This is a genomic window from Pantanalinema rosaneae CENA516, assembly GCF_050753385.1.
GTDB classification, from domain to species: Bacteria; Cyanobacteriota; Cyanobacteriia; order Leptolyngbyales; family Leptolyngbyaceae; genus Pantanalinema; species Pantanalinema rosaneae.
Genome location: NZ_JBLZFZ010000010.1, coordinates 133,759 through 154,421, shown reverse-complemented (window position 1 = coordinate 154,421; position 20,663 = coordinate 133,759). Strand labels below are relative to the sequence as shown.

General features: G+C 50.4%; 21 protein-coding genes and 1 tRNA gene. 9 read left to right on the top strand and 13 right to left on the bottom strand.

Going from position 1 to position 20,663, the window contains the following annotated elements:
- Positions 1-63: 63 nt before the first annotated feature.
- Entirely contained in the window at positions 64-669 is a 606-nt protein-coding gene (locus ACN4EK_RS08300) for an exopolysaccharide biosynthesis protein (protein ID WP_431657376.1), read from the top strand.
- Positions 670-712: 43 nt separating this feature from the next.
- On the opposite strand, the gene ACN4EK_RS08295 is transcribed toward ACN4EK_RS08300, so the two are convergent.
- Positions 713-2,278: a metallophosphoesterase family protein gene (locus ACN4EK_RS08295; protein WP_431657375.1), complete on the bottom strand. Its 1,566-nt coding sequence runs from the start codon at positions 2,276-2,278 to the stop codon at positions 713-715.
- 14 nt (positions 2,279-2,292) lie between these two features.
- Positions 2,293-3,204, bottom strand: a complete 912-nt coding sequence (gene cdf31 / locus ACN4EK_RS08290) for a CDF family zinc efflux transporter Cdf31 (protein WP_431657374.1) — start codon at positions 3,202-3,204, stop codon at positions 2,293-2,295.
- A 149-nt stretch (positions 3,205-3,353) separates the two neighbouring features.
- Between cdf31 and ACN4EK_RS08285 the strand changes: the two genes are divergently transcribed.
- Complete coding sequence (locus ACN4EK_RS08285; RefSeq protein WP_431657373.1) at positions 3,354-3,704, top strand: hypothetical protein; 351 nt, start codon at positions 3,354-3,356, stop codon at positions 3,702-3,704.
- Between the two features lie 103 nt (positions 3,705-3,807).
- Positions 3,808-4,185: a hypothetical protein gene (locus tag ACN4EK_RS08280; protein ID WP_431657372.1), complete on the top strand. Its 378-nt coding sequence runs from the start codon at positions 3,808-3,810 to the stop codon at positions 4,183-4,185.
- A gap of 127 nt (positions 4,186-4,312) precedes the next feature.
- On the opposite strand, the gene ACN4EK_RS08275 is transcribed toward ACN4EK_RS08280, so the two are convergent.
- From ACN4EK_RS08275 to ACN4EK_RS08255, 5 genes are all read right to left on the bottom strand, one after another.
- Positions 4,313-4,534: a DUF4327 family protein gene (locus tag ACN4EK_RS08275; protein WP_431657371.1), complete on the bottom strand. Its 222-nt coding sequence runs from the start codon at positions 4,532-4,534 to the stop codon at positions 4,313-4,315.
- A gap of 290 nt (positions 4,535-4,824) precedes the next feature.
- Positions 4,825-5,910: a 4-hydroxythreonine-4-phosphate dehydrogenase PdxA gene (gene pdxA / locus ACN4EK_RS08270; RefSeq protein WP_431657370.1), complete on the bottom strand. Its 1,086-nt coding sequence runs from the start codon at positions 5,908-5,910 to the stop codon at positions 4,825-4,827.
- A gap of 61 nt (positions 5,911-5,971) precedes the next feature.
- Entirely contained in the window at positions 5,972-7,327 is a 1,356-nt protein-coding gene (dnaB, locus tag ACN4EK_RS08265) for a replicative DNA helicase (RefSeq protein WP_431657369.1), read from the bottom strand.
- A 313-nt stretch (positions 7,328-7,640) separates the two neighbouring features.
- A complete protein-coding gene (gene rplI / locus ACN4EK_RS08260) occupies positions 7,641-8,099 on the bottom strand; it encodes a 50S ribosomal protein L9 (protein WP_431657368.1) in 459 nt (152 codons plus the stop codon).
- Between the two features lie 92 nt (positions 8,100-8,191).
- Positions 8,192-8,263: transfer RNA gene (locus tag ACN4EK_RS08255), tRNA-Val, on the bottom strand.
- Positions 8,264-8,409: 146 nt separating this feature from the next.
- On the opposite strand from ACN4EK_RS08255, the gene ACN4EK_RS08250 reads away from it, so the two are divergent.
- From ACN4EK_RS08250 to ACN4EK_RS08240, 3 genes are read left to right on the top strand one after another with little or no spacing between them, the layout of a single operon-like run.
- On the top strand, positions 8,410-9,051 hold the full coding sequence (locus ACN4EK_RS08250; protein WP_431657367.1) for a metal-binding protein: 642 nt from the start codon (positions 8,410-8,412) through the stop codon (positions 9,049-9,051).
- 42 nt (positions 9,052-9,093) lie between these two features.
- The gene (mazG, locus tag ACN4EK_RS08245) at positions 9,094-9,924 is read left to right on the top strand and encodes a nucleoside triphosphate pyrophosphohydrolase (protein WP_431657366.1); all 831 of its coding nucleotides are present in this window, start codon (positions 9,094-9,096) and stop codon (positions 9,922-9,924) included.
- A 4-nt stretch (positions 9,925-9,928) separates the two neighbouring features.
- Complete coding sequence (locus tag ACN4EK_RS08240) at positions 9,929-10,750, top strand: TlyA family RNA methyltransferase (protein ID WP_431657365.1); 822 nt, start codon at positions 9,929-9,931, stop codon at positions 10,748-10,750.
- A gap of 6 nt (positions 10,751-10,756) precedes the next feature.
- Here ACN4EK_RS08240 and ACN4EK_RS08235 read toward each other — a convergent pair whose 3' ends face one another.
- From ACN4EK_RS08235 to ACN4EK_RS08215, 5 genes are all read right to left on the bottom strand, one after another.
- Complete coding sequence (locus ACN4EK_RS08235; protein ID WP_431657364.1) at positions 10,757-11,575, bottom strand: tetratricopeptide repeat protein; 819 nt, start codon at positions 11,573-11,575, stop codon at positions 10,757-10,759.
- A gap of 82 nt (positions 11,576-11,657) precedes the next feature.
- Positions 11,658-11,888 carry a hypothetical protein gene (locus ACN4EK_RS08230; RefSeq protein WP_431657363.1) on the bottom strand — a complete coding sequence of 77 codons (231 nt, stop codon included), beginning with the start codon at positions 11,886-11,888 and terminating at the stop codon, positions 11,658-11,660.
- A 230-nt stretch (positions 11,889-12,118) separates the two neighbouring features.
- Positions 12,119-12,937 carry a tetratricopeptide repeat protein gene (locus ACN4EK_RS08225; protein ID WP_431657362.1) on the bottom strand — a complete coding sequence of 273 codons (819 nt, stop codon included), beginning with the start codon at positions 12,935-12,937 and terminating at the stop codon, positions 12,119-12,121.
- A 215-nt stretch (positions 12,938-13,152) separates the two neighbouring features.
- Complete coding sequence (locus ACN4EK_RS08220) at positions 13,153-13,989, bottom strand: tetratricopeptide repeat protein (RefSeq protein WP_431657361.1); 837 nt, start codon at positions 13,987-13,989, stop codon at positions 13,153-13,155.
- A gap of 144 nt (positions 13,990-14,133) precedes the next feature.
- Positions 14,134-15,456 (bottom strand): tetratricopeptide repeat protein, encoded by a 1,323-nt coding sequence (locus ACN4EK_RS08215; protein ID WP_431657360.1) that lies wholly within the window; start codon positions 15,454-15,456, stop codon positions 14,134-14,136.
- A gap of 530 nt (positions 15,457-15,986) precedes the next feature.
- Here ACN4EK_RS08215 and ACN4EK_RS08210 point away from each other — a divergent pair.
- Complete coding sequence (locus tag ACN4EK_RS08210) at positions 15,987-17,378, top strand: acyltransferase family protein (protein WP_431657359.1); 1,392 nt, start codon at positions 15,987-15,989, stop codon at positions 17,376-17,378.
- Between the two features lie 87 nt (positions 17,379-17,465).
- Positions 17,466-18,956, top strand: coding sequence for a glycosyltransferase family 2 protein (locus ACN4EK_RS08205; protein WP_431657358.1), 1,491 nt, complete (start codon positions 17,466-17,468; stop codon positions 18,954-18,956).
- On the opposite strand, the gene thiD is transcribed toward ACN4EK_RS08205, so the two are convergent.
- On the bottom strand, positions 18,945-19,757 hold the full coding sequence (thiD, locus tag ACN4EK_RS08200; protein ID WP_431657357.1) for a bifunctional hydroxymethylpyrimidine kinase/phosphomethylpyrimidine kinase: 813 nt from the start codon (positions 19,755-19,757) through the stop codon (positions 18,945-18,947). The two genes, ACN4EK_RS08205 and thiD, sit on opposite strands and share 12 nt — an antisense overlap.
- Positions 19,758-19,861: 104 nt before the next feature.
- Between thiD and ACN4EK_RS08195 the strand changes: the two genes are divergently transcribed.
- Entirely contained in the window at positions 19,862-20,641 is a 780-nt protein-coding gene (locus ACN4EK_RS08195; RefSeq protein ID WP_431657356.1) for an MBL fold metallo-hydrolase, read from the top strand.
- The last annotated feature ends 22 nt before the right edge of the window (positions 20,642-20,663 follow it).

The window sequence follows — 20,663 nt, the reverse complement described above, 5'->3', positions numbered from 1 at the left end:
CTGACGATCGGGAATCTTTTCCCTTACAGTTGGATCTATCAAGGTTCAACTGTTCCGTTGGTTATGCACCTGAGATTCTCGCAAGACCTGGCAGCATTGCTGAAGCGTCTGGCAGAACATCCTTTAACCCTGCATGATATTTTGACCGAAACCTCCGAACGCGGATTCAGTCTGGTGATTGGGTTATTGGTGTTGCCGTTTCTGTTACCGATGCCGCCCGGATTAGCCGGCCCTCTGGGATTCGCTTGCCTGATTTTGGCATTGCAAATGGCAGTGGGGCGGCGATCGCCCTGGTTGCCTCGGACGATCGCTCAGTTGCGGTTCCCCACCTGGTTAGTGCACAGCCTGCTGAAGCAATTACAAACCCTGTCCAAATTGTTAGAAAAAATTACCCGTCCCCGGATGCGGCGGCTTGCTACCAGCCCCCATGCCTGGAAACTCAATGGTCTTTGTATTGCCTGGTTAGCCTTTCTGTTGATGTTGCCGATTCCTTTCACCAACCCCATTCCCACCGCAGGCATCCTGTTAATTGCGATCGCCACTCTGGAAGCGGATGGTCTATTAATGTGTATCGGCTATGGCTTTACGATCGCCGTTACCCTCGCCATCTGTGGCATTACCTATGCTCTCTGGCTCTCGCCCACGATGTTACAGCAAATCTTCAGCTAAAAACTTACTTTTCCCTATCCCCTCATCTTCCCCAACTGACTACTCACGGCAGTACCACTACTTCCCCCTCCCGCTCCTGCCAGCTATGTTGAAACCATTCCGCGATATAAGGACGCACGATAAATTTAGGTGGATTGCCCGATCGCACATCAATTCTGAGAAATGAGTAGGGGCGACGTTTGCGGGAACCCTGCCCACTTCGACCCAGGAATAAACGCGATTCTGCCACCACACGATCGCCATCCGGGAACGGCTCAGTTAATTGCGGACCCTCCTGACGCTGTCGCCGCAGACTATAGCCACTGCCCCCACAGACAATCCAGTTGGTGTGGGAGTCGGCATGACCGGTATCGAAGGTTCGCAAATACTCTAAACAATGGGCATGTCCGGCTAAGACGAGATCTACGATCGGGCGACCCTGGGTGAGTTCTCCGACCTCTTGGGCAACGGCATTCAAGACCTGTCGCAGCCGATCGCGAATGATCAGGGTTTGGGCTTGGTGCCACTTGGTGGCTTCAGTGACATAGGGAGGATGGTGGAAAAATAGCACACGTCCCCGAACCGCTTCAGATTGCCAGGACTCAATTAAGCGTTGCTGTAACCAGTCCAGTTGTGCCTCATCTGTCACCGTATTTTCGTTTGCCTGCAACTGCTGATCAATATCCCGAATGATTTCTGCCAGTTGTTCCACCTTAGCTTGTAAGTCGTCTAAGTGTTCTGCATCTTCGGGATGCTCAGGGTGCAGCCGAGCGGCTTGATCTAAAATATGGCGCTGGTCTTGTTCTAACTCCATGCGCTTCTGCCGCAGTTGTTCGCGCGATCGTTCCCCTTCCGGCGTACTAGGTAAGGGATTTGGAGCATTAAAGGTATTGGAATCCAGAGCAAAAAAATCAATGCCACTGTATCGAAAGCTGTAATAGCGATTTGGCAATCGGGTAAATTGTCCAGGCTGATACCGCAGGCAGCGGCGATCGCCCAGCGTGGCGGTGTAATGCTGATCTAAATGTCGTTCTAGCTCAACGTTGTTACCAAAGTGCTTTAAGTAGTCCAAAAAGGCATTGGCATAGGCATCCCCCTGATAGGAACCATGCCAACCGACATCAAAATCCAGCCGCGATCGCAACAGATACCGCAGGGGTAGGGCAGCCTGGGCTAACCAGCCATACAGTCGGGGTAGATCGTAATAGTCATGGTTGCCTGGTACCAGGAAGAAGGGGAAGTTAAACACCATCTGGTCATAGGCAATCTGGTTTGGTCGATCGCCGTTGACCAGAAATTCCCGATAGGGCTGAATGAAGTTTTTCGGGTAATACTCACTGGAACCCACCAGATAAATGACATCGCCGGTATGCAGCACAAAGCGACATTGATCCCGATGGGTCAGCATTTGTTCAGCGATGCGCCGTTGGGGATTGTAACGGCGATGGGATCCGGCACCACTATCTCCAATCACCAGAAACGAAAATTCGGACGGTTCATCCTGTTGATCATCAAGATATAGGCGGGTTTGATCGATATTCCGTTTAAGGATGAATGGATCACGCCAACGCACCCGTTGTGCCATCTTCTGAATCTTGGTGGCGATCGCAGGATCGGTGACAAATTGCATATCCCGTTATTCCTTCACAGTCCAGTGTCCGATTCGTAAGTAATCTGATTCGAGCTATAGGCGGGTGGCTCCACGTGAATCGTAACTCGGGTTGGGCTGTAGCGCTCCTCTAATTTGGCTTCTACCTCTTCGGTAATGCGGTGGGCAACTTCGACATCAGTGGCACTGACAATTAAATGCATTTCAATAAATGTTTGGCGACCAACGACCCCTCGGGAGGCAATGCTGTGACAGTTCAACACGCCCGGAACCTGCATGGCAATATCATGAACGGCTTCGGGCGCGATCGCCATTTCATCCACTAACCAGGGCAAATTCTCACGAATGACTGCCCAACCACTCCAAAATACTAATAATGCCACCGGAAAGGCTAACACAACATCTAACCATTGCCAGTTGAATGTCCAAATCCCGATCAGTCCAGCTAATACACTGATCGTCACCCAGATATCACTCATGGTATGGCGAGCATCGGCAACCAAAATTGGGCTACCAATCCGTTGCCCCACGGCTCGTTCATAAAAGGCAACGAAAATGTTGACCCCCAGGACAATTAACATCAGCCACAGTTCGGTTGCCGAAATTTTGACGAGAGGGGAGTTGGGTGTGAAGATCCGCTCGATCGCACTCTGTAAAATCTCAAAACAGGCAATCCCCAGGAATGCCGCAATGCCCAAGGCTCCCACGGCTTCAAATTTCTGATGACCATAGGGATGATCGCGATCGGGATGGGGAGAAGACATCCGACTGGTGAATAGTCCCAGCACATTATTGGCGCTATCGGTAACGCTATGCAGGGCATCTGCCATCAAACTGAGGGAGCCAGTCAGCCAGCCGACTCCTGCCTTTAATCCCATAACGAACAGATTGAGGAGTAGGGTAATGAGTAATACCTGACGAACTTTTGCCCGGTGATCAATAATCATGCTGATTTTCCCGGCTTGTAGATAATAATGTCAGTTCCCCAGTGTACTGGCTTCCTCTGCTCAATTCTTGTTGCACTTGGTTAAGGACAATCACGCATGTCCCCATTGCCTGTAACAATGAACTACTGAATCGTTATTTTTAGTCACAAATGTCCCAGCCTCACTTAACGCTGAATCTGGTTGAAGGCTCGGTGTCCTGCCAATTTACGGCTCAAGCGGCTCAAAGCTTGCAGGCAGAATTGTCGCGTTTACTGGAGCGCTTGAAGGCAACGTCTGCCCAATCGGTGCCGGGTGGTCGGGCAACTCCTCAACCGCCGATGGAATACCGCTATACGGGCGATATTTTTCTAGAAGTTTTTTGTAATCCCAATATTTGGGCATCTCCCTTTGCCGCTAAAGTGCTGATTACCTTGAGAGACGATCGCATTCGCCTAACCACCGAAGCTGAACTGAGTCGGTTAATCGAAGATGTGAATCAATATCTGGAGCAAATCAGCTAATTCAGGAGCTTTCACGTCAGAACGTCTGATCAATGCAGTAGAATCAAGGCAATTTGCACCTAGTCAGGATGGATAGACCGAATCGTAGAGGAGCCTGGTTCGCATGAATTCCGATAATGTGTCTCAACTCATGCAAAAAAGCTTACGCGTTGCCTTGGGAGCAACCGCCTCATTGGTTGAGGTGCTACAAGATCCACAAAAGCGAGAAACAAATCTCTTAAAGCTACAGCAAGAATGGAGCCAATTATCTGAAGAATGGGCACAAAAGGGCGAAGTGACTGAACAAGAAGCCCGGAATTTTATGGAAAGCTTGCTCAACCAACCAAGCCATCGCAGTTCTACGAGTGCTGAAACTACTCCCAGTGCCACAACACCTTCTACTTCATCTACCCCTCCCGACGTGCAGGTGGAGCTGCAAGAACTCACCACGCAAATTGCGGCAATTCGGGCTGAACTAGAAAAGCTCCGGAACCAGGAGTAGTCATCTAGGGGTATTTAGTTTTAGGGCGCTGATGGTAAGCCAGTCTATGCTGAGGATACCCTCTGCCCCCAATCAGCTTGCGATTTCGCCGGATAACTTATCACAATGAAACGAGAAATCAGTGAGCCTAGTCGTTCTCCCACTCTTCTCGACCTAGGAGATCGCCGATGCGATCGCGCAACAGAAAACTACAACGCTCTAACTCACACTCTACCCATTCCCATTCCCGGGCTGGAATGTATTGGCAGAGAATATAGATCGGTTGTTGACGGCTGATTAGCCCCTTTTGAACGAGTTCGCGGGCTTCATCTTGAATAACATCCAAAGAATACTGAACTGACTGAAGCATAATCACCCTTGTACAGCGTGTGACGGAACGATTCGGCATCAACTGCCGAGTGGGCTAATTGGGATAATTGCAGACCGATTGATTGGAGGTTAAATAAAGAATTCGTTTCAGATCCTGTCAGTGGGATTTGAACCAATAAATTTGTAGTCCCATATACTGATGTAATTGTATTTTCACGCTAAACACCCTTTGATTATATTAAGAAAGATTGCGAAAGTCACTAAACCCTGACGCTTATCTGCTCTAATTTTGCCCTTCTTCTGACAATTGCCGTCAAATTTGGGGAAATTTTAAGTTTTCTGTGATCCCTGGGTTACTTTTTGTAAACGTTGCTGAGCTAGCTCTCCTGCCAGTTCTATCGCGGCTCGCATACTGGTGGCATCCGCAATTCCTCGTCCAGCAATATCAAAGGCTGTGCCATGATCCGGAGAAGTCCGAATGAAAGGTAAGCCGATGGATGTATTGACGGCGCGATCGAACGCCATTAACTTAACTGGAATCAATCCCTGGTCGTGATAAAGCGCTAGATAAGCATCGTGAGCTGTAGTTTCCGGTCTGGAGCCATACCAGGCATGTCCAGGTTTGACCCAAAGCGTATCCGGGGGAATTAGCCCATCCAGTTGAACGTGGGGAAGACGGCGACGAGCGGATTCTAGCCAGGGCAGCAAGCCATCCTGTTCCTCGCATCCGAGTTGTCCCTGTTCGCCACTGTGAGGATTGAGTCCGGCGATCGCAATCCGGGGGGCAGTCAACCCAAAATCCTGACGGAGACAGTCCACTAACAGATCCAACTTACGGGTAAGCAATTCCGGAGTCAGGGCATCGGCAACCTGCCGTAACGGAATATGGGTAGTTGCCAGTAAGGTGCGTAATGTCCAGCCCGTATGGGGCGATCGCGCCACAAACAACATGCCGAACCGCTCAACTCCCGACCGTTCTGCCAGCAGTTCCGTTTGTCCCGGATACTCATGTCCGGCGGCTTTCCAGGCAGATTTCGCGATCGGGGCGGTGACAATTCCCTGAAACTCTCCGGCTACTGCCTGGGCGATCGCGGTTTCCAAATAGCGAAAACTGGCGGCTCCACTGGCGGCATTGCCTTGGCCGGGAGTAATTTGTTGAATAGTTTCCGGCTCTAAAGAGATGTCCAGAATGGTGAGTTGTTCTGGGTCGGCAAGTTGGCTATTGGGAATGACTTGTCGCAACTGTTGGTAGGTTTGCTCTAACAGCGATCGTGTCCCAATCACCGTAATCTCCCATTGCTGGCTAAATTGGGGATTTGCCAGTGCCTTTAATACGACTTCAGTGCCAATCCCGGCGGGATCGCCTAAGGGAATAGCTAACCGAGGACGGGTCGGTGGTTTCAGAATCAAGTTCATGCCGTATGCTGTCCGTTGCCCGACGATCGAGTATAGCGAACTGGTTTTATAACGACCAGTTTTAACTCGGACGATTTGGTGCGGCTAGATTCCGAAACTGAGTAAATTGAGATTCAAACAGCAACTTCACCGTTCCCGTTGGCCCATTTCGATGTTTGGTCAGAATCACTTCGGCAATGCCGCGATCGGGCGTATCAGGATTGTAGTATTCGTCGCGATACAACATCATGATCAAGTCTGCATCCTGCTCGATCGCCCCAGATTCACGAAGATCAGACATCATGGGGCGTTTGTTAGTACGGGATTCGACACTTCGGCTTAATTGGGAGAGGGCAATCACCGGAACAGATAGTTCTCTGGCTAACCCTTTCAGCGATCGGGTAATTTTAGACAATTCCTGTACCCGGTTGTCACCGCCCCCTTCCATTAATTGTAAGTAGTCCAATAGGATCAATCCGAGTGCGCCACCCTGTTCTGCCTGGAGTCGTCGGGCTTTGGAGCGCATTTCGTTGACACTAATATTCGGGGTATCGTCAATAAAGATCGGAATTTGCGACAAGGTACTGATGGCATGACCCAACGGTTCCCATTCCTGCTGGCTGACCCGTCCTGCCCGTAATCGCCCACTTTCAATCCGAACTTCACTGGCTAACAGGCGTTGAACTAACTGTTCCTTGGACATTTCTAAGCTGTAGATTGCCACAGGTAGCTTATGAAAGGCGGCAATATTACGAGCGATGTTCATTACGAAGCTGGTTTTTCCCATTGACGGTCTGCCAGCGACGATAATTAAGTCCGATCTCTGAAATCCTTGGGTCATGGCATCTAAGTCATAGAAGCCACAGGATAGTCCCGGTAACACCATCCCCAGAGAGCGGCTTTCAATATCCGAAAAGGTGTGGGTGAGAATATCGGAGGCTGCCATCAACCCCTGCTGGGGGCGATCCTGAGTGACATTAAAGACTTTCTGTTCCGATTGATCCAGAATATCTTCCAGGTCTTTGTTCGTGTCATAGCCCAGGTGAGAAATTTCGCTACCGGCTTGAATTAGCTTCCGGCGCATGTACTTTTCCATCACCAGATTGGCGTAGCGATCGATATTGACGGCACTCACTGTGCGATCGATCAATTGCACCAATTTGCTCTGTCCACCGACTTTATCTAAAAGTTCGCGATCGCGCAGCCAAGCTGTAATGCTCATCAGGTCTGTAGGGCTACCCTGACTTTGCAACTGAATCGCGGCTCGATAGATCTCTTGATGGGCACTCAGATAGAATGCCTCTGGACGCATTAAATCGGATACCCGGTTAATCGCCTCTGGATCCAGTAAAATTCCTCCCAAAATGGCTTCTTCAGCTTCAATGTTTTGGGGAGGGAGGCGATCTTGATAGACCTGAAAGTTAAGTTCCTGAACCATGACATGCGGCTAAAGAAGGGATGGGCTGGAAGCGGGAATGAATCCCCACACTATACCGTCGAGTTATTCTAGACTCAACTAGATTTAGTGTTGTTGTAGATTTTTTAGCATAACTAAACTCTAGATATGCGATCGTTGGCGATTAACGATTATGATGCTTACAGCTAGGGAGTTAGAAAAATTAGAGTATCTATGTACTACTCTAGCAAGTAGACTGGGGTTGCACCAGGCTGAATTCAGTTTTGATCATAAAAAAAGAGACACGCAGCTTCGTGCCTCTCTAGTTGAGTTATGGTGTTCTGCTTGAATCGCTTTATGCAGATACAACATGAATATCCAAGCTGGCGGTAACTTCGGGGTGAAGTTTAATTTCAGCTTTGTAAGTCCCGAGTTGATGGATGTCTGGCAGCGTAATAGTCCGACGATCGACTTCCTGTTTGGTCATAGACAGGATGGCATCTGCCACTTCCTGAGTCGTCACCGTACCAAAGATTGCTTCTTTTTCACCCACTTGCTTGGCGATCGACAGGCTACCAATGCCTTCCAGCGCCTTCTTGGTGGTTTCCGCTTGTTGCTTCAGCTCTAATAGCCGTTGCCGTTCCAGTTCCCGACGGCGCTCGACCTGCCGTAGAATGCCAGGGTTAGTGTGAACTGCCAACCCTTGGGGGAGCAGATAGTTCCGGGCATAACCAGGGGCAACCTCGACCAGATCCCCAGCTTTACCTAATTTATTAACATCCCGGTTCAGAACTAATTGCACACGCTTAGCCATACGCTTCCCGACAATCCCATGAGGTGATATTAAATCTATTGGCTACGGGTTCATAGCCGCCAGAGAACTTCAACGGGTCAATTACAGACCGATGGGCAGTATAGGATTTGAACCTATGGCATCCTGCTTGTAAGGCAGGCGCTCTACCGCTGAGCTAACCGCCCGTGAAAAACGTGTTTTGCACACGGTTACTAACTATAGCAGACCTTTTTGGGTTTCGCTAGGCTTCTGGGAAAAAATCTTGTAAGTTAGTGGTCAGAGCCGATCGCAACTCTACCTCATTCCCTCTACCTGCCGAATTTTCACTGATATGCCCTCCGGTCGCACCCATGACCGTATTACCCTCTGGAGTTTACCTCTCATCGCTACGGTCGCGTTTGAGCGGACTCGCAGTGGCAGCTTAACTCTACTGGTTGCTGGCGGTTTCCTATTTAGTGGGTTAATGTTTGGGCCGGATCTGGATATTCACTCTCGCCAATATTTGCGCTGGGGCTGGTTGCGCTGGATTTGGCTACCGTATCGGCGGGGCATGCGCCATCGATCGGTGTGGTCACACGGTCCCATTGTCGGTACGATCGTCCGGGTGGTTTATTTAGGGTGTTGGCTGCTCATCTTCGCTGGTCTGGCAATTGTGTTAAGTGCGATCGTCTGTCAACTGGCAGGCATTCTAGAGCCGTGGTACGACCTGATCCAGCAGTTGATTCAATGGAGCGAGGCTAGAATTGGGCAATTATTCCAACACTATTCCCTAGAAATGCTTGCTTTGATGATTGGCTTGGAACTGGGTGCTCTAAGCCATAGTGTCAGTGATTGGTCGAGTTCCCGCTATCGTCGTTGGCAGAAGCGGCATCATCGGAAGGATCAGGGAAATCGGTCTGCTGCCCAGCCGCCGACTTCACATCCGGTGATAGAACTGCCAACGTTACCAGATTCTCTCCCGCCAGATTCATAATCGTAATAAGATTAATTCCTGCAATTTTGGTGAACCCTGGACATGGTGAATTCGGAAAACTTCAAGCCCCAAACAGCGATTCTGCCAGCCATCCAACGGTTGGTTGAGGTGGTTGCCCAGTTGCGATCGCCGCAGGGTGGGTGTCCTTGGGATCTGGCGCAAACTCCCCAAAGCCTGATTCCCTATGTAATTGAGGAAGCCTACGAAACAGTAGATGCGATTCAAACCGGGAATGCTCAGGCAATTTGTGAAGAGTTAGGGGACTTGCTGTTACAGGTGGTGCTGCAAGCGCAGATTGCCAGTGAAACGGGTCAATTCAGTTTGGCGGACGTGGCGCAGCAGATTAGCGATAAATTAATTCGGCGGCATCCCCATGTCTTTGACAATTTAGAAGTTGAGAGCATGGACGAGTTACACCGCAACTGGGAACAAATCAAAGCGGTAGAAAAAGGAGAAGATCCGCAGGCGGTTAAACCCTTGAGCCAAACGTTATCTCGTGATGCCCGATCGCTGCCGCCGTTGATGGCAAGTATGAAAGTCTCCCAAAAGGCGGCAGCCGCTGGACTGGAATGGCAGTCGATCGCGGGGGTCTGGGACAAATTCTACGAAGAACTGGAGGAATTTCGGGAGGCGTTAGCTGGGGAGGACAAAGCCCACCAGCAAGCTGAGTTGGGGGATTTACTGTTTAGTCTGGTGCAATTAGCTCGCTGGCACGATCTTGACCCGAGTGAAGCGATTCAAGGCACCAACCGGCGGCTGATTCAGCGAGTAGAACTGATGGAACAAGTCGTCGATCGCCCGCTATCGGATTACTCAATTGAGCAGCTAGACCAGTTGTGGGAACAGGCGAAAGCGAAGCTGAAGGGACAGTAACTCTATGCCGACGAAACAACGTCTAGATACTCTATTGGTTGAATTGAATCTGTGTGAGACTCGGCAACAGGCGCAACGACTGATTCGGGCAGGCGAAGTAATGGTCAACCAGCAGGTGATCGACAAGCCTGGAACCGAAGTCCATGTGGCGGCCCAAGTACAGGTGCGGCAACGATCGCCCTATGTCTCACGCGGTGGGGAGAAACTAGCCAAGGCGATCGCGGAATTTGTCATTCCGGTAGCGGGTCGGATTTGTTTAGATGGCGGAATCTCAACAGGAGGCTTTACCGATTGCCTGTTGCAGGCAGGGGCAACCCACGTTTACGGCATTGATGTTGGCTATGGGCAGGTCGCCTGGAGTTTGCGTCAGGATCCCCGCGTGTTCCTACGGGAACGGACAAATTTTCGGCATTTGACTCCAGCGGATCTCTACGGGAGCGATTGTCCCTGGGCAGATCTGGGTGTGATGGATGTGTCCTTTATCTCGCTGACGAAGGTGTTACCTGCCCTCTGGCAACTGTTGTGTTCACCGAAGGAAGTGGTGTTGCTGGTCAAACCCCAGTTTGAAGTGGGTCGCGATCGGGTGGGCAAACATGGCGTGGTGCGCGATCCTCGGGATCAAGCGATCGCTATCCAGCAGGTTTGGCAAGCGGCGGCTGCCCTCGGTTGGCAGTACCAGGGACTAACTTGGTCGCCGTTACAGGGTCCGGCGGGCAATATTGAGTATCTGCTGTGGTTAAAGGAACAGGAACAGACTCATGCGATCGCTCCTGACTTAGAAGCGTTGATCCAGGTAACTCAGACTGCCCAACAAGCCTTGAAGTAGATAGGGCTAATTTTCGTCCTGAACTAATGCCTGGAAGCGGGGATCGTGACGAACTCGGTTAAAGTTGGGGTCAGTGTTTGCCATCAAGCGGCAGAGATAGGGGCTGAAGTCGATCGCCCGTTTCAGATAATCGACGGCTTTCTCTGTCTGTTCTTGGAGGGCATAGCAACAGGCAATTCCATACCAGGAATTCGCGTTCCGGGGTTTAATTTGCAACGCTTTTTCAAAACTGGTCAGGGCATCAGGGAACTGCCCTAATTTGGCTAGCACCATGCCGCGATAGTTCCAGGCATAGTGACACTTGGGATTAATAATTAGGGCATTGTCCAAACTCGAAAGGGCTTCTTTATAGCGGTTGAGACAACTTTGGGCAACCGCTTTGTTGTACCAGGCTTTGTAGCTATCCGATTTTAGTTCCAATACTTTGTCAAAGCTGGTAATTGCGTCCTTATAGCGACATAAACTCATCAATGCCTTACCGTGATTTTGCCAGGCTCGGTAATCATCTGGTTGCAATTTCATCGCCCGATCGAAACTGGACAAGGCTTCTTCATACCGGGTCAGCTTGGCTAACGCAATCCCTTTGCCCTGCCAGGCGGGGGCGAATTTGGATTGAATGGCGAGGGCTCGCTCAAAACTTTTAACGGCATCTTCGTAATGTCCTGAACCTTCCAACGCGTAGCCCCGGCAACTCCAGGCTTTGTAATCATTGGGCTGGACGGCGAGAACGCGATCGTATTTGGTCACTGCCCGTTCATAATGCCCGAGCTCCCGGAGGACATGCCCTTGACTGTAAAGAATTTGCGAGTCTTCAGTCTGGTTCATAGCAATGCTCGAAGTGACGATGGCTAGGAGGGATTGAGAGTATTATGCCCTGTTTCGGTCAGGGCAAGGGCAGAACCAGGGGCTATGGTTGGGATGAGGAGGGAGAGGTCTGAGTAGTCGGATCGGTGGAGCGCTCCAGAGCTTTTTGCTGGGCATCCAGTGCGGTTGATCGGGCTTTGCTGGCAGGAGCGGTGACAGCGGGCGGCGCTACATGATCCTGGGAAGAATTGAGCGATCGCGGAGTCGTTGCGGCACACCCTACGATCAGGCTTAATCCTCCAAGGATGCCACAAACCGGGAGGAGTCTAACCATAATGTCATCTCTATCAACAGCGAATATCGCCTAGCTTAACTCAGGCATTCAATGGAATGACAGACCTTAATCCTGGATAGATTTTGTCAAGGCAAACCATTGGGATAACCATCTATGCCAACCTCGCAAAGTTTATCGTCCCCATGCTTCACCCCTACTAAGACCAAAATGCCAATAGCAGATTGCCATTAGCATTCAAGGGGATGCCGTTACATCGTTACCGAATAGAGTTAGCCGTTAATTAAGGCAACGAACCGCTCGTCACTACGTAGACCGTCAAAATCGGAGTTGGTTTTAGCAATTTCCCGATATTCCTGTGGATTCAGTTCTACAGCCCGTTGTAGGTTACTGAATGCCAGATCATAGTTTCCTTGGAGGGCATGACAACAGGCTTTGTTGTATAGAGTATTGGGAGCATCGGGTTTCAGTTCCAAGGCTTTGTCGTAACTCGCGATCGCATCCTCTAGTTGACCTAAGTGGTACAGGGCATTGCCGCGATTGCTCCAGGCCTCCTCAAAATCTGGCTTGAATTCCAAGGCTTTGTCATAGCTGGCAACCACATGCTCTAACTTACCCAACTGCCGCATTGCTAATGCCCGGTTGTACCATGCCCAGTAATAATCAGGTTTGAATTCGATCGCCCGATCGTAGCTGTTGACCGCTTCTTCATAGCGTCCCAGATTTCGCAGGGAAATGCCCCGGTTGTACCATGCCCACTGGTAGTTTGATCTAAACTTAATCGCTTGATCATAGCTAGCGATCGCGGCTTCGTACCGTTGCAGGTCGTCCAACGCGCTCCCTCGGTTATTCCAGGCCTCTGGAAATCCCGGTTCGTAGGCAAGGGCTTCGTCATAGCTGGCGATCGCTTCTTCGTAGCGTCCGAGATGATAGAACGCATTACCCCGGTTGTACCAGGTATCTGGATAGTCCGGTTGGATTTCTAGCACCCGATCATAGGTGGCGATCGCGGCTTCGTAGTCTTTTTGCTTATTCAGGTAAAGCCCTTTCTGAAACAAGAAGATAACTTCAATGTCTTGAACGTGGCTCATAACCTCTCCTGTAGGAATGCGGGTGTAGGGTGGGAAAAGGACTCACAGTGGATGACACAAACCGCCATCCAGGTATAGGAGATGACAGTTTTCTGTAGCTATGTATTAAAGATGCCCAGTAGAAAGCTCGGATGAACAGGGGGGCACAAAGATTTGTGGAAACCCATGATTGCGGATAGAGCGTTCTGACAGGCACGAGAAATGACTAAAATGAATCATGTCAGTGAGTTGCTTTTATGGAGTAAGGCTTGGAATGGCTGAAATTCTAGGAGCTGACGAAAATCTGCATCAATTTTGGCTAGCGTTCGGTACAAACTGGGGTTGAGTTTAATGGCTCGTTGCAGGTAATTTAATGCCAGGTCGGAGTTATCCTGAGAGGCATAGCACCGCGCCTTGTGATACCAGGCATCGGGATTATTCGGTTTGCATTCGAGCGACTGGTCAAAGCTGGCGATCGCCTCTTCAAAGCGTTCCAATTTTCTCAATACAGTGCCTTTGCAATTCCAGATGTAATAGCAGTCAGGTTTGATTGAGATCGCGTGATCTAAACTGGTCAAGGCTTCCTCAAGCCGACCGAGGTTAGACAACATGCGACCCCGGTGATACCAGGCTTTATAGTGGTTGGAGGTTAAGTCAATCACGCGATTAAAGCTATCCAGGGCTTCAGCATACCGTTGTAAATGTACCAGCGCATTGCCCCGGTTGTACCAGGCTTTCGCATCCTGTGAATTCAGTTTTAAGGTACGGTCAAAACTCACTAAAGCGGGTTCATATTGACCCAGGTTTGCCAAACTAATTCCCTGTCCATGCCATGCGATCGCAAATTCTGGATTCACTTTCAATGCCTGAGCAAAACTGGCAAGCGCTTCCTGGTGCCGACCCAACTGTGAGAGAGCATACCCACGATAATTCCAGACTTCGTATAGATCCGGTTGCACCGCCAGTAGCCGATCGTAGCGAACGATCGCGCCCTCATAGTGACCAATTCCATACAATGTATTACCGTGACTATACCAGGTTACTGGATCAGGTGGTGCCAAATGTTGCTCCATGTCCAACTCAAGCTCGGGAAGTCCTGTTCTTAGAGTTACCGAAAGATTATGAGAACTATCTAAAGATAGCCAAGACTTTTGTAAATCCTTCATTTAGGAAATTTGAAGTGATTCTATAGCTCTTGATCTACCTGGTTGCAGGATTTAACTCAGCGTCATCGGCTCCGAATTCCCGGCACACAGGCTGAGGGCTAAATTGCGGCGACTGATGGCATCCGGTGAGTCGGGTTTAATCGCCAGGGCGCGATCGTAGCTGGCAACGGCCGCTTCATAGTGCCCCATGTGGCTGAGGGTAATACCCCGGCTATACCAGGCGGGAAAAAACTCTGGATGGATGGCTAAGGCGTGATCGTAGCTGGCGATCGCGGCTTCATTTTGACCTAAATGACCCAGCGCCACACCCTGCCCATGCCAGGCTTCATATAAATCGGGTTGATGTTGGACGGCTTTCTCGTAGCTTGTAATCGCCTCCGCATACATGCCTAACTTACGAAAGGCGGTGCCTCGGCTACTCCAGGCTTTGGCAAAGTGAGGATTGAGGTGAATCACCTGATCATAACTGGCGATCGCGGCTTCATAGCGACCGGATTTGTAGAGGGCACTGCCCCAGTGATACCAGGCGGATTGTAGATCGGGTTTCAGTTCTAAAGCTCTGTTATAACTGGCGATCGCATCATCGTAGCGACCGAGCGCATCCAGCGCTTTCCCCCGGTGATACCAGGCTTCATATAGATTGGGGTTTAACCGAACCGCCTCGCTGTAGCTAATAGTGGCTTCCTCATAGCGTCCTACGCGATACAGCACATTGCCCCGGTTATACCAGACTCCATACCAGTCAGGGCGAATGGTGAGTACCCGTTCGTAACTGCTGAGTGCTTCGAGATAGCGTTGGAGCTGAAATAAGGCGTTGGCACGGTTATACCAGGCATTGGAGTAGTGCGGCCGAAAGGCGATCGCCTGGTCATAGCTGGCAATCCCCTCTTCATAACGCCCCAGCTTACATAGGGCAATGCCCCGGTTATACCAGGATTTGGCATAGTCCGGTTCTAACTCTAAGGCTTTGTCATAACTCTCTAATGCCGCTTGATAGTGTCCACATTTATCAAACGCATTACCCCGGTTGTACCAGACCTGGTGAAAATCTGGTTTATATTGCAGCGCTTTGTCATAACTGGCGATCGCGGCTTCATAACTGCCGAGACAAAACAACGCCATGCCGCGATTATTCAGGGCTTCTGGAAAAACGGGTTTGAGGTCTAGGGTTTGAGTCAGGCTGGTCACGGCTTCTTCAAACCGCCCTAACTCATATAGGGCAATGCCCCGGTAGTACCAGATCTGATGCCAATGGGGACAGAGGCGCAACGCCCGATCCAAGCTGATGACTGCCTCTTCAAAGGCACCAGCCTGACTCAATTGCAATCCCTGTTGGAGAAAAAACTCCGCTTCTGAGTCGGGACTATAGGGCATGATGGTTGAAATTAAAAAGGTTGTAGTTTGACGATACTCAATCACCTATCTAGTGCCACCGTTTTTCTAGAATAAAGGTTCCGCTCAGGAATGTTGTGGCGATCGCTAGTTGATTACAGTATTCAGAGGCAGAAAGTTGCTGCTTGTTCCCCTATTGTGCTGCATTTGGACTATAAAGAAGTATGTACTCCTTGGTGAAGTCTGTGCCCACGCTGCCTCTATGGATCAAAAAATATAAATTGCTCTAACTTAATGTTATTAATAGAAAAAAATTATTTTACCTGGGTCTTGACCCGACGTTTAAGAACAGGCTGATTTGAGATTTTTTCGGTTTTGGGTGATTGGTTCGGCAGTTTTGATGTATTGTCAATCGTTGCGGCAAATCACTCTAGAACTGGTTGGCTAGTTCCGACCAAGATGAGTATTGCTCCTCCTCAATCAACCGCTAACGTGTAACAGTCCTACCGGCTGTTGTATACACTTCTATGTCGATATACCTGACGATTTAACATTAACAAGAGACAAACGCGATGGTGAACCAAAGGGTAGCTCGATCGCAGCGTTTAGCCTGGTTAGAGGGGATGCGGATTTTTGCAGTGGTTGTCCTGCTTCTGTACCATGCTCAATTACTGTTTTCCGATTATGCCTATACTCCTAAACCGACTGGCTTAGGGGATAATTTGCGCCAGTTAACAACGGCGACGCTTAGCTTTCCAGCCCATGGGGGAGTGTTGCCCCTATTATGTTTGCTGACCTGGTTTGGCTTTCAGTTGATTGATGTGCTGGTATTAGTCAGTGGCTTCAGTCTCATGCTTTCCCTGCAAGGTCAACCTTTAAAGGTAGGCGATTTTCTGAAACACCGCTTGCTCCGAGTGTTAGTGCCTTTTTGGACCGTTGCCTGGTTAGGGTATCCCGTCCTGGTGGCGATCGCTGCCGCTACAGATAGCAAACTCCCTGACTCCTGGCACATCTTTGCCGGAGCCACCTTTCCTCTGCTGTTTACCTATAGTGGCGATTTATTGATGGCGACGACGGCCTCCTGGTGGTTGATGTCATTAGTGGTGAGCTTCACGTTAGTCTTTCCGGTGCTGTGGCATTTGCTCCAGCGGTGGGGAGCCGTCAATTTGCTGTTGGTCAGTGTTGGGGTGACGATCGGCTACCGCTTACTAGCAATCTATGGCTTAGGGGGGCATCCTACCTATGTCCTGTGGGAAAGCCCTGCCGGGTGGCAACCGTTTGCATTGTTCCTTGCCAAACTCAGCACGTTTGTGTTGGGGATGGTGGCGGGGTACTGGTATCAACAAGGGCGAGGTCCGGTCTACTGGCAACCCCAACGCGCGTTAACCGTAGGAGTAATTACTTACCTGTTGGGTACGATCTTCCAGTTTTATCAGTGGGGGTGGGTGCTGTCCGATCTGCTGCTCCCGATCGGTCTAACCTTGTGCGGCATGGTGGCATTTCGGATTATTGCTGTGCATTGCTGGATGGAAGCCCAACTACGTTGGTTAGGAGCCTATAGTTATTACTACTTTTTAATCTACGGGTTTGTAGTGGACTATACCCTACAGCTTGTGATCCAGGGTGACCCGCTACGATATTATCTGCTATTGCCTGTCATGGTTGTGGGGACGTTCATGCTTGCAGTATTAGCCGACTATACCAGTCCATTGCTCCAACGCCTGGTGCGGGGGCTATGGCGCGATTTGGATTTTGTTTTGTCTACAACCCCCAAGGTGCAACCTCGCCTTTGGGATCCTCAAGTGGGTGATGAGGTGCGCTATCGCGGAGAAACCGGGTGGGTGGTGCTGAAGGTAGAAAAACTACTGGATGAGCAAGAGTTTTGGCTCTGCCAGGTCAGCGATGGACAACGATCGCTGTGGGCGAATGAAGAGGATCTGGAACCGGCAGGCAGGGGCTTTTGAGGTGAAGAAGCCATTAACCGCCTTGCCGACAGGGCATTTCAGAGCATTGCTGGTTGAAGTTCATACATTCGCCTTACTGAGTGGAGGATGGCTGAAGTGAAGAAATGGTCAGTTGATCTGCATAAGCTGATCTATACCCATATTTTGCTGATTGGCATTCCAACAATTTTCTATTACTGCTTGCGGCTGGATGGTTTGGTGCTGGTGGATGTGCACATGGCGATCGCCACGTTTTTCTTCCTCAGCTCAATCATCATTATTATTGAAGCCTCCCATGCCTTAATCCGTCGCTTTGCGATCGACCAGCCTCAGCCCGTCACGAATCGTTTCGATCGCCTCGTCCGTCGAGCGAAAGTGGCTGTAGGTGTGGGGGGGTATCGCCGTCCGAGTACCACCAGTGCCTTACCTCGGTGTTCGTTTCTGGTGGCGGCTTACCTACCCAATGAGCAGGACATTATTTTAGAGACGTTGCAGCATATTTTGCAGACTGTAAAACGTCCGGCGGCAGGGCTAGAGGTGATTCTGGCATACAATACGCCCACTGATTTAGCGATCGAGGATGAGTTGCGATCGTTGACGGAACGACATCCGGAGTTGCGGTTGTTGCGGGTGGAGGGCAGCCACTCAAAAGCCGAAAACTTAAATGCCGCTTTAAACATTGTTACGGGTGAAATTACCTGTATTTTGGATGCGGATCATCACCCACCGGCGGATTGCTTTTTCCGGGCATGGCGCTGGTTAGAGCATGACTATGACGTGGTGCAGGGGCGGAATGTAATTCGGAATCATGCCCATAATCTGCTAACGCAAAATATTGCCGTAGAGTTTGAGTCGGTCTATGGGGTCAGTCATGCGGCAAAATCTTTACTGACGGACTCAGCCTTGTTTGGCGGTTCCAATGGCTATTGGCGGACTTCGGTATTACAACAGATTCGCTTTAACCCGGCGCGGCTAACCGAAGATATTGATGCGACGATGCGCACCCTATTGAGTGGTTATCGCATTGTTCACGATCGCAGTATTGTCACCACAGAACTGGCGCCGATCGACTTTAATTCCTTCTGGTTCCAGCGTAAACGTTGGGCACAGGGCTGGTTAGAGGTCAGTTTCCGGTATCAGCGGCGGGTCTGGAAGTCCAGTAAGTTTACCATTTGGCAAAAGTTGTATTGGACTTATTTGCTGTATTACTGTGTGGTTTATTCCCTCTGTGCCCTGCAAATTCTGCCCCTGATCCTCAGCTTGTTGCTGTACCAAGGATTTTTACCACCATCCGATCATCCGTATCTCTGGTTTTGCACCATCACCACCTTTTTCAGTGGGGTGTATCAAACCCTGGTGACCATGCGGATTGCGGCAATTCGCTACCCGGTGCTGTACTTCGCTCAACATGCCGTATTCATTTTTGCTTATACCATTTTGAAAAATGCCTTAGTAGTGGTGGGGCTGTACGATCATCTGCATGGGCATAATCATTGGGTCGTGACCCCACGTGGTAAGCAACCAGCCGCGATGCCACTGCCAGAGCAAACCTCTGTGCTAACTCCTAGTCCGGCAACTGGATTTAGCTCAACTAAGTGATGTGAATAGGGGGAAAAAGTGCCCGACGGGGCCCTGTCCCTGCCCGATCGCCAGCGCATGATGGAGTGCCTGGGTGACGTAGGTTTTGGCTAAACGAGTTGCTGTAAGGGGAGCATGACCAAGGGCAAGATTGGCGGCGATCGCGGCAGAGAGGGTACAACCTGTGCCGTGGGTATGGGGGGTATGGACAACCTCGGTGGTCAAAGTCTCCATCTGTTGTCCGTCAAACCAGACATCTACCCCTTTTAACTCGCCGGACATGCCGCCACCTTTCACCAGCACTGCCTTAGCTCCAAGTTGATAGATTGTTTCAGCCGCCCTTTGCATATCGGTTAAGGTCTGGATCTCCTGACCAGCTAGAATTTGGGCTTCATACCGGTTGGGAGTTAAAACGGTCGCCAGGGGGAGCAATGCCGTTCGTAATGTGACAATGGCATCATCATCAATTAACTGCGCTCCTGTACGGGACACCATGACTGGATCAACCACAAGCTGGTGTAGGTCCAATGATTCAACCTGAGTCGCTACCGCCGCCATAATCGCTGAATTCAGCAACATGCCGGTTTTAGCCGCTTGTACCCCAATATCGCTGACAACGGTAGTGATCTGGGCAACGACTGCCTCCGGTGGCAAGGCATCAACCCGGCTGACACCTAACGTGTTTTGGGCGGTAATACAGGTCAGCGCACAGGTGCCGTGAACCCGATGAAAGGCAAAGGTGCGGAGGTCTGCCTGTATCCCGGCACCACCGCCACTATCGGAACCCGCGATCGTCATGGCGACTGGAATCTGATTATTCATCAATGGTTGTGCGTGATGAGTAGCTGATGTCGTGATCAATTATCCGCTTGCTCTGGGCGAATTGGTTTGTATGATAGAAGTGTTAAGAAAAGTTGCAAACACCGATGAAGCTAACTCGGATTGATCTGAATAGTTGGATCTTTACTCTGGCTGGGCACACAATCCTGGTGGATCCCTGGTTAGTGGATCCGATGGTGTTTTATGGCTTGCCCTGGCTATTCACGGCGTATCACAACGTGCCACCGGCTTTTACTCCCGAAACCCTGCCCCCGATCGATCTAATTCTGTTGTCCCAGGGGCTGGATGATCATTGCCATAAACCCACGTTGGAGCGCCTCGATCGAGCGATTCCGGTGATTGCTTCTCCCACAGCGGCGAAAGTGGTGACGGCACTCGGCTACCGGCAAGTAACCTCCTTAGCGGCATGGCAGGAAACGATCGTGGACACCCTGCAAATTACGGCTGTGCCGGGGGCAGAGATCCAACCGGGACAGATGGAAAATGGCTATTGGCTCCGCGATCGCGCCACTGGAAGCAGCCTCTACTACGAACCCCATCAGATGCCTGAAGCTCGGGTGTTACAGGAGCGAATTGGGCAGGTGGATGTGGCGATTGCTCCGGTGATTGGACAAATTTTTCCCTTGTTGGGGCAGGTGATCATGGGAGCTGAGGAAAGCTTAGAGTTAGCCCGAATCTTACACCCCCGCTTCTTTGTGCCAACGACAATGGGGGATATTCGGACGCAAGGCATTCTTCCCCGGTTGATTAAATCGGTGGGTAGTGTTGCCGAATTCCGCGATCGATTATCTCGCTCGGGCTTGGCGACAGAATTGCTAGTGCCAGAACCCGGCGAGACGGTGGAAATTATGCCAATAGCGACTTGATCGAGCCATCAATAGGGCAAAC

What these genes read in the sequence shown, in the direction of transcription:
- ACN4EK_RS08300 (WP_431657376.1), top strand. Translation starts at nt 64, where the DNA reads ATGCACCTGAGATTCTCGCAAGACCTGGCAGCATTGCTGAAGCGTCTG.
- ACN4EK_RS08295 (WP_431657375.1), bottom strand. Translation starts at nt 2,278, where the DNA reads ATGCAATTTGTCACCGATCCTGCGATCGCCACCAAGATTCAGAAGATG.
- cdf31 (WP_431657374.1), bottom strand. Translation starts at nt 3,204, where the DNA reads ATGATTATTGATCACCGGGCAAAAGTTCGTCAGGTATTACTCATTACC.
- ACN4EK_RS08285 (WP_431657373.1), top strand. Translation starts at nt 3,354, where the DNA reads ATGTCCCAGCCTCACTTAACGCTGAATCTGGTTGAAGGCTCGGTGTCC.
- ACN4EK_RS08280 (WP_431657372.1), top strand. Translation starts at nt 3,808, where the DNA reads ATGAATTCCGATAATGTGTCTCAACTCATGCAAAAAAGCTTACGCGTT.
- ACN4EK_RS08275 (WP_431657371.1), bottom strand. Translation starts at nt 4,534, where the DNA reads ATGCTTCAGTCAGTTCAGTATTCTTTGGATGTTATTCAAGATGAAGCC.
- pdxA (WP_431657370.1), bottom strand. Translation starts at nt 5,910, where the DNA reads ATGAACTTGATTCTGAAACCACCGACCCGTCCTCGGTTAGCTATTCCC.
- dnaB (WP_431657369.1), bottom strand. Translation starts at nt 7,327, where the DNA reads ATGGTTCAGGAACTTAACTTTCAGGTCTATCAAGATCGCCTCCCTCCC.
- rplI (WP_431657368.1), bottom strand. Translation starts at nt 8,099, where the DNA reads ATGGCTAAGCGTGTGCAATTAGTTCTGAACCGGGATGTTAATAAATTA.
- ACN4EK_RS08250 (WP_431657367.1), top strand. Translation starts at nt 8,410, where the DNA reads ATGCCCTCCGGTCGCACCCATGACCGTATTACCCTCTGGAGTTTACCT.
- mazG (WP_431657366.1), top strand. Translation starts at nt 9,094, where the DNA reads ATGGTGAATTCGGAAAACTTCAAGCCCCAAACAGCGATTCTGCCAGCC.
- ACN4EK_RS08240 (WP_431657365.1), top strand. Translation starts at nt 9,929, where the DNA reads ATGCCGACGAAACAACGTCTAGATACTCTATTGGTTGAATTGAATCTG.
- ACN4EK_RS08235 (WP_431657364.1), bottom strand. Translation starts at nt 11,575, where the DNA reads ATGAACCAGACTGAAGACTCGCAAATTCTTTACAGTCAAGGGCATGTC.
- ACN4EK_RS08230 (WP_431657363.1), bottom strand. Translation starts at nt 11,888, where the DNA reads ATGGTTAGACTCCTCCCGGTTTGTGGCATCCTTGGAGGATTAAGCCTG.
- ACN4EK_RS08225 (WP_431657362.1), bottom strand. Translation starts at nt 12,937, where the DNA reads ATGAGCCACGTTCAAGACATTGAAGTTATCTTCTTGTTTCAGAAAGGG.
- ACN4EK_RS08220 (WP_431657361.1), bottom strand. Translation starts at nt 13,989, where the DNA reads ATGGAGCAACATTTGGCACCACCTGATCCAGTAACCTGGTATAGTCAC.
- ACN4EK_RS08215 (WP_431657360.1), bottom strand. Translation starts at nt 15,456, where the DNA reads ATGCCCTATAGTCCCGACTCAGAAGCGGAGTTTTTTCTCCAACAGGGA.
- ACN4EK_RS08210 (WP_431657359.1), top strand. Translation starts at nt 15,987, where the DNA reads ATGGTGAACCAAAGGGTAGCTCGATCGCAGCGTTTAGCCTGGTTAGAG.
- ACN4EK_RS08205 (WP_431657358.1), top strand. Translation starts at nt 17,466, where the DNA reads ATGGCTGAAGTGAAGAAATGGTCAGTTGATCTGCATAAGCTGATCTAT.
- thiD (WP_431657357.1), bottom strand. Translation starts at nt 19,757, where the DNA reads ATGAATAATCAGATTCCAGTCGCCATGACGATCGCGGGTTCCGATAGT.
- ACN4EK_RS08195 (WP_431657356.1), top strand. Translation starts at nt 19,862, where the DNA reads ATGAAGCTAACTCGGATTGATCTGAATAGTTGGATCTTTACTCTGGCT.